This window comes from Candidatus Electrothrix sp. (assembly GCF_052785085.1).
Map to the genome: position 1 here is coordinate 1 of NZ_JALAAI010000152.1, position 8,207 is coordinate 8,207.

5 protein-coding genes and 1 pseudogene are annotated in these 8,207 nt (G+C 47.9%); 2 read left to right on the forward strand and 4 right to left on the reverse strand.

Features of this window, described 5'->3' with window-relative positions:
• The 4 genes and pseudogenes from L2082_RS17215 to L2082_RS17230 form a co-directional block, all read right to left on the reverse strand.
• Positions 1-2,322 (reverse strand): annotated as a pseudogene (locus tag L2082_RS17215) (hypothetical protein); the annotation flags it as partial.
• A 27-nt stretch (positions 2,323-2,349) separates the two neighbouring features.
• On the reverse strand, positions 2,350-3,168 hold the full coding sequence (locus tag L2082_RS17220) for a formate/nitrite transporter family protein (RefSeq protein ID WP_446010608.1): 819 nt from the start codon (positions 3,166-3,168) through the stop codon (positions 2,350-2,352).
• Between the two features lie 450 nt (positions 3,169-3,618).
• Positions 3,619-4,983, reverse strand: coding sequence for a 16S rRNA (cytosine(967)-C(5))-methyltransferase RsmB (gene rsmB, locus L2082_RS17225; protein ID WP_446010606.1), 1,365 nt, complete (start codon positions 4,981-4,983; stop codon positions 3,619-3,621).
• Positions 4,980-6,308 (reverse strand): DNA recombination protein RmuC, encoded by a 1,329-nt coding sequence (locus tag L2082_RS17230; protein ID WP_446010605.1) that lies wholly within the window; start codon positions 6,306-6,308, stop codon positions 4,980-4,982. Before L2082_RS17230 ends, rsmB begins: the two co-directional genes overlap by 4 nt.
• 144 nt (positions 6,309-6,452) lie before the next feature.
• On the opposite strand from L2082_RS17230, the gene L2082_RS17235 reads away from it, so the two are divergent.
• Both L2082_RS17235 and L2082_RS17240 read left to right on the forward strand, forming a co-directional pair.
• Entirely contained in the window at positions 6,453-7,022 is a 570-nt protein-coding gene (locus tag L2082_RS17235; protein ID WP_446010604.1) for a shikimate kinase, read from the forward strand.
• Between the two features lie 76 nt (positions 7,023-7,098).
• Positions 7,099-8,106 carry an AAA family ATPase gene (locus L2082_RS17240; protein ID WP_446012030.1) on the forward strand — a complete coding sequence of 336 codons (1,008 nt, stop codon included), beginning with the start codon at positions 7,099-7,101 and terminating at the stop codon, positions 8,104-8,106.
• Positions 8,107-8,207: the final 101 nt, after the last annotated feature.

Here is an 8,207-nt window from a genome sequence, read left to right on the forward strand (position 1 = left end):
TGAAGAGAAAGTTAGCTGGACGGCCAGGAAAATAGTCACATTGCTATAGGGAAGAACGCCTGAGTCTCTCCAGAGAGAGCAAAAATGCTCAACAGGCGTATATCGTTGTCGTGTCCGGGAATTGCTGAGAATAAGTACAAAAACTCCGAAAGCTGTGGCAGAAAAATTAACAGGTTCTCCCAGGTACATACTGTACAATTGCACTGCCACCAGAATAGTCCCGATAATACAGGTTGGTACCGCTACGCCGGAATATTGTGTAAATGCCCATAGCTTTATAGAAATTGGAAGATAAGATGATTTTCTGCCACGACTCGTTGCGGATTTTGTATCAAGATTGACTATAACCTTAAACCACTTTGGTTTTCCCGGAACATAGCGAACATCTACTGTTTTTCTTTGACGATAGGCGGTATAGATATCTCTGGAAATTTTTTGTCGGCCTATAATAGGTGCTGCACCTTTCTCGGCAGGTTGAAATCGACAGACCATTGCGTACTCATTCGAGTCTGATTCTTTATATTTTTCCAGTTCAATAACTTTTGCTGTGACCATCTGTCCACGAGTGGATAGAAAAACAAGGGCAATAAGATCGCTGACAAGCCAAAGCAAAAGTCCGATAACAGCGAAAACGCCAAAGAGCGTAATGGCAAGCAACACGAACATTGTTCCTATTCCTTTTGAAGAAAAGAACGGCAATGCCTCGCCGTCTGGAAACGAAAGTATCATATAATTGCCCTTGATCCTTGAAACAGCAGGTTGCTGGTCATAAACGACCGGTACCTTGGTATCAGGTTTGAGCCGGTCATATAATTCTTTGGTGACCTGTTCCTCCTTAGAAAATACTTGTTCCTTTTGTCCCGATATTAATGCCTGAAACTGATAAGCTACATAGTAGTACCGGACATTATTTTTTCCTTCAACAGCTGAATCTCCCTGAACAATCTCCTTGTTCAGCACAATTCCCTGAGTCTGTGCACCGAAATACTCCAATTTTTTCGTCTGAAAAAATATTGTCCCTGTCTTAAGTCCGATCAGCACACCAGCCAGTGTAAGAATAATGAAGATAGGAAGAGCTACAAGAGATACACTTAAGGGAGGCAGTTTGACAGCGTTTTTGATCGGTCCGCCACTAAATCTTTCCGCGATATCCGGAAACAGCCCGCTGGCGCGCTCTTTTTCCTTGAGACGTGGATAATCTGAGGATTCGTTGTGCTGAAATGGTGCTCCGGTGAATTTGTTCGGATGAGGCTGTTGTGCAGATGAAGGTGAAACGGGGAATTCGCGAAAAACTTTACAGCATGCACCTGTTGTTTCAAATTTTCTTTTATAATCCAGAGCCTCCTTTTTACTCAGCTTGCGCTTCAGAATCTTTTTTGTCGGCGGGGTAAAAAGCCGCTCTACAGCAGCATCGTTTGTCCGGGCCAACTTGGCAAGAAGCCGCTTGACCTGTGCAGGATTTCGGTCCTCCCGCATTGCTCCTTCAAAAACAATCTTATATGATTCCTGTTGACTTTCAATATGTTCAGCGCTTCGGTCTGTCTGAAGGGCGGCCGCAGGTTCAGTTGGCAGGGTTTCTCTGTCCCTCATGACTTCCTGCAGCACTCGCTCCATTTTGCGAGTGTGTCTTGCCCGCACGATATTTTTTAAAGGCCAGATCATTTTCCACGTCATGAGAACGGCCCCTTTGACAGTGGGGCGGTATCCCTCGGCAGCAGCATCAAAGCGATAATAACCATCTGCCACATTTCTTTCCATTTCGCGGATGATTCCCTTTTTAACCCCATCCAATTCCATTCCGTCAGCCACGGTCTTCGGAGCTGCATCCTTGGCATCACGCCGGAGAAGGAGTTGGTGTATGGCATAGAGCTCGCCGGGATCTGAAATATTTGGAAAAGAATATTTTTTTGTATCCTGCCTTTCTGGAAAAACTAAGGGGTGCTGAAGGTTATTGTTCGTGCTGATATCCAGCCCGTTGAACTCGGAGCCGAACTCTATGTAGCGGATGTCGTTCTGACCAACAACTATCATTGCCATATCTTGCATGTTGGTATGCTTCAACATGCAGCAATGCAGCATCATCGGCGTGTCTTGCTCTGAAATCCAAGAGCAGATGACCTTAAACTCTTGCTTTTCAAGGGCTGGTATGTTTTGCAGAAAGTAGTCCTGTACGTCCTGAGGAAAGGTATCCGGTTTATGGGATTCTATATTCGGTTCAGCTGACTGCTTCAGCGTGAAATATATCAGAATCGGACCAATAATCGGTTGAAACAGTACTACTAACACTACAATTCCAAAGAAAACATCAAAACCGACTGTCATGACTTAGTTCCTCTAAAATTCTTGTAATTAATTCGAACGTGAAATCCGATTCCTGGCAACCTTCTGCGTTTTTCGGATATGGCCGTAATTCAGGAGTGCCACAAAGATACTTCCCCCGATAAGATTGCCTGTTATGGCCAAACCTATAAAACGGAGCGTCTGACCTATTGAAAAATGATCACTTATAAAAAAGGCGGTAAACATTTCAACGGATCCTGCTATGGAATGATGCAATCCGCCGATACCGATAAGAAAGGTTACTATATAAATACAAACAATCTGACTGATCGGCGACGGGGTTGCCAAGACCAGCCATCCGCCCATTGCCATCAGCCATCCGGCGAGAACCGCACTGACAAGAAGAGAGCTGTTCCCATACATTACAAGATGATGACCGACCAAAACATATCCTTGTTTCCCCTGAATCACCTCATCCGCAGCAGTGAGTAACCCGGCACTGATCACTGCACCGAGTATATTCCCCATAATGACCGTGAGCCAAAGCCGTATCAGCCCGGCAATTCCCGCCTTACCGTCCAAGACAGGGTACACTGCTGTTGCTGTGTGCTCGGTAAACAACTGGGTACGGCTCATGATACAGATGATAAACCCCAACGGATAAACAAAGGCCGTAGCAAGACGTGATATAATAGCTTCCTGAAATGGTGCTGCCAAAATGGATACAACAGCCACAGACATTGCGGTAAAACCGAGAATCAGACCAGCTGCCACGGAAGATAATGCTAAGGAAATAAAAGAACGCTGAATCTGTTCCCGCCCTTCAAAAATCGCCTTTTCCAGGATATCGTCAGGATGACGAACAGATTCGTCTGTCCTTTTGACTATAACCGGGACAAATTCTTTATCTTCCTGACTCCTTTCTTCCGCGCGTTCCGTATGGTTGCCCGCTGTAGAGTCCTCTTCTTTTCCAGAAGGTGTTATGATGTCTATTCTCCTTGTTTTTTCAAAAGTAGTGAAAAAAACCGATCAGGCTTCCTGTCTTTGATATTTTTTGTCCTGGCCAGCCAAGGGCGGGAGGACGTTTATAGAAAAATGGCGGGGCGGCTGATCGGCAACTTTTTTTCCTTGGGCGACAACCGTTTGCCTCACAAAAAAAGCACGACACAAAAGCAACCACAATGCTTCTGAAAAGTCAAGGGGTTTTCTTTTATGTTTTCAAAGGACTAGCAATCAGCGCAGGAGAGCGCACTGGGAATCGACAAAAAAATATTAAGAAACTGATAGTTACGCAGCTCAGAAACAGCTGACGCAGCAAATAAAGGAAGGAGTTGCAGATCATGTTGGCATACGCACCAACCGTGCTGCAAAAAATCCCTCAATCTCCTCGGTCGGCAATGGCGCAAAGCAGCCCTGTGCATCCACCAGGGAAGCGGCTGAGGCAGGCAGAAACCCCCGACAATCCGTCAAAATAAAGGCAGGATTTGCAGCAAGAAACAGCTCAACCACCTGCTGGTTTTCCTCCGGCTCCAGGGAGCAGGTGGCATAAACCAGCACTCCGCCCGGTTTGAGCGCAGTTGCCGCTGTTCGCAGCAACCCCAGCTGTTGCTCCTGAAAACCAGCAAGATCTTCTGCTTGTCGGTTCCAGCGGATATCAGGATGTTTGCGAATGACTCCGGTGCCGGAACAGGGAGCATCAATGAAGATGCCGTCAAAAAGGCGATCATCGTCAGCGACAAAGACCTGCAAGTCCTGCTGCACGGTTTCTACCTTCTCGCTCAGGCCCTGGCGCTGAAGATTCTCTTGCAAAAGACGGGAACGCCGCTGATCCGGTTCCACCGCAATAAGCGAGGCATCCTTGGGGAGGAGTGCGGCAAGGATACAGGTCTTGCCGCCTAAGCCAGCGCAGCCATCAAGGTACCGCCCTTGCTCCTTAAAAGGCCCCAGAAGGTCGCAGGCCAGGCGGGCTGCCTGATCCTGGACCTGAAACAGCCCTTCAGCAAAACCAGGCAGGTCGGTCACAGCCCCTCGCTGCTCCGGGAGGATAAGGCTGTCCGGGGCTAAACTACCCGCCTTAACACCGCTCATTCCATGCTTGATAAACCGGGTTTTCAGAGCATCTGGATCCGTGCGTGCAGGATTGATCTGAAGGCAGAGGTCTGGCTCCAGGTTATTGACCCGACAGATTTCCCGCATCTGCTCCGGACCGAAATGCTCCTGCCAACGGGCGGTCAGCCAGGCCGGATGATTCAGCACCGGCGTTCCTCCTGGGCCTGCCTCTTCCGGTCTTGGCAGCGTATCCTTGCTTCTTGCAATATTGCGCAGGGTCCCGTTGACAAAACTACAGAGCCAGCCAGGCTGACGCATCTTTTTCAGGGCCTTGACTGTCTCGTTGACTGCTGCGGAATCCGGGATACGTTCCAGGCGACAGATCTGGACCACGCCGATCCGCAGGGCAGCCAAGGTCAGCGGCTTCATTTTGCGCAACTTGGTCTTGGAAAAGCGGCTGATAAGCAGATCAAGATATTCCTGCTCCCGCAACACGGCCAGCACCAGCATCACGGCCAGCTGTCGCTCCTCATGCTTCAGACCTGAGTCATGGATAACCCTGTTAATAACGCCCTGAACCGGTTTTCCCGTTCCTGCCCATTGCACCAGGGTCTCCAACGCCAGACTGCGCGAGGTACTTCTTTTTTTCTTCATCCGTTCTTTTTCAAATCCTTGCTCGGCTGAACCCCGAGCTGTCGCAGGGCCTCAGCCCGGTCTATGAGATTACCTTTGCCCGTGCTCAAGCGTTTTTCCGCTAATTGCCAACTCTGGCGGGCCTGATCCAGGCGGGTTCCTACCTCGCTAAAGGCCTCGGTGAAACCGACAAATTTATCATAGAGCCTGCCAGCTTCCTGGGCAATGATCATGCTGTTCCGATTCTGCTCATCCATCTGCCAGAGATGATGGATGGTACGAAGGATGGCCAGCAGGGTTGATGGCGAGGCCAGCATCACCCGCTGACGCAAGGCCTGGGTCAGTAACTCCGGTTTGCTGCTCACCGCTGCCTGAAAGGCCCCTTCCACCGGGATAAAGAGGAGGACAAAATCCAGGGTAGTCAGTGCTGGAAGCTCTTGATACTGCTTCTTGCTCAAGCCCTTGACATGCTGTTGAATGGAGTTGATATGCCTGTTCAGATGTTGGTCCCGCTCTTCTTCATTATCTGCCCGGTTTGCTTCTACATAGCTGTTCAGGGAAACCTTGGCGTCAATGATCACAACCCGTTTTTCAGGAAGATAAACAATCACATCAGGTTGCTTAAGCCGCCCCTGTTCATCACGATGGGAAACCTGGGTGGCAAACTCGCTGCCCGGTCGGAGGCCGGATTCCTCCAAAAGCCGCTCCAACACCATCTCGCCCCATTGACCCTGTAATTTATTGGTGCCTTGCAAGGCCTTGGTCAAATCAACAGCTTCCCGGCTGATCCGCTCGTTTAAGCGCTTAAGATGCTCAACCTCCTTAATCAGGGAAAAACGATCACGGGATTCCCGCTCATAGACGTCCTCCACCTTTTGGCGAAAGATATCCAGTTGATTTTGCACTGGCGATAAGAGGGTTTCCAGGCCTCCGGCATGTTGCTCTTGCAAAATCCTGCCCTGCTCAGCCATAACCTTGCGGGAAAGATTATAAAAATCCTCTTCCAGTTGCTGCTTACTTTGAACGAGGAACTGCTGCCGCTCACCGGCAATAGCCCTGGTCTCATGAAGAAAGGCCTCCAGACCGATATTATCCCGCTCCACCTCTTCTTTCTGCTGCCGTAGAGTATCCCGTTCTTGGCGCAGGTCTTCCGCCTCCTGCGCAAAACAACGGGCATCCTTGCTGGTCTGCTCCAATTGCAGGGAAAGCAGGAGATTCTCGCGCCGGAGCCGATTATAAATCACCAGCAGCAAAACCAGCATCGTTAATACTGTCAGGATGATACCGATGATCAGGGAAGGAAAATGAAGTTGACCAATCAGGTCAAAAAGACTATTTGCAGCCAAGGATTTCCTCTCGTTCTTCCTTGTGTTTTACCGTTCTTCGGCCAGAGGGCATAGTTTCTTTCATTGGATCTCATTAAGGGATGAAAATTTATGCCGTATGTCATACAGTACCTGCGACAGGAGGAAAAGAGAAAAATGCACGTTATGAAAAACCAAGTTAGTGAACAGCAACAGGAACAACAAAGGCTTCCTCAACGAATTATCCTGACGGGATTTCGCGCCACCGGCAAGACGGTTGTGGGGAAAATCCTTGCCCAAGTAATCGGTTTTCACTTTCTTGATACAGATCAGAAACTCTGCCAGCGCATGGGCTGTTCCATTACTGAGGCAGTTCAAGTGCAGGGCTGGCAATATTTTCGGAGCCAGGAACGGGCCTTGTTGAGCGAACTGCCGTCCTGGGAAAAAATGATTATTGCCACAGGTGGCGGGGCTATTCTCCATCAGGAGGAATGGCAGGAATTGCGGCGCGGTTCCTTGGTGGTCTGGCTGCGTACCGACCTTGCCACGACCCTGTCCCGACTGGCCCTGGATCAAAAAACCGATGAACAACGACCTGCCTTGAAAAAACAAGAAGAAGGGCAGAACCCGGCTCAAGAAATTGCTGCTGTGCTGGCAGAGCGGGAGCCGTTGTATCGGGCGGGTTCGGATCTGGTTTTAGATACAGAGGGAAAAACGCCGGAGGAGTTGGCTGGGGAAATTTATGGAACGCTTTAAAAAAGATACACTGACATAGAAATCCGGCACGAAGTAATCAACCTGTCATTAAATAAATAACAGAGTAAGTAACTATATGATAACCGAAATATATATCGACAATTTTCGCTGTTTAACAAACTTTCGGATCAAACCGAAAGAGTTTCAACTCTGGCTCGGAGAGAACGGCGCAGGAAAAACTTCTGTGATAGATGCATTGCATTGCATTCAACACCTGATACGAAGTGGTCATCTTAATGATATATTTAGCAAAAAAGATCTTACAGTCTGGGATAAAAGGAGGGAGCAAACCATAGAACTCTCTCTAAGAGCAGGTGATGATATATACAAATACAGGTTGATGGTTGAGTATGCTGAACATGAGGAGAAGCAGCGTATTAAACGAGAACAACTTTTTTGGAACGACTCAATTTTTTTCCTGTTTGAGGGACAAGAGGCCCATCTCTACCGTATCAATCGGAATACGGAAAAACCTGAAGAAGGTGCTGTCTTTCCAGCTAATTGGGAACGTTCGGTCATTTCTACAGTTGCACAGCGTGATGATAACACCCCGTTAATTCGATTCAGGGAAGAACTTGAAAAAATTCTTCTGATCCATCCAGACCCATTGGTTGTCGAAGAAAACGCCAACAACGAATCACGAAGGCTATCAAAGCATACCCAAAATTTTGCCCATTGGTATCGCCATCTTTTGCAGGAACAACCGGCAATCAGTTACCGTACAAAACTGCTTCTGGAGGAGGTACTCCCCGGTTTTGAGCAGTTAAGTCTCAGAGAAGCTGGTGAATCTCGAAAATTAACAGCAACATTTCGCATTGAAGATAAGGACTATGAGTTTTCCTTCTCAAATATTTCTGACGGGCAGCGTCAGTTGATTGTTCTCTACACAATTTTGGAAGCTCTGCGTGCCGGAATTTTTTCAACAGTTTTGATTGATGAGCCGGACAACTTTATTTCTATACGCGAAATTCAACCTTGGCTCGAAAATCTTAACGATATCTGTGATGAATATGAGAAACAGGTTCTCATAACCTCTCATCATTCTGAGGTTATAAATACTCAAAAACGACACCTTTCCCTCTGAATAGGTGCATTTCATGCGGCTCGCTGAAGTTTTTCAATCTTCAGATTCATTGAATGCTTGATTTGGTTTGTTATAACCTTAATCCTGAATTTCTCTTGAAG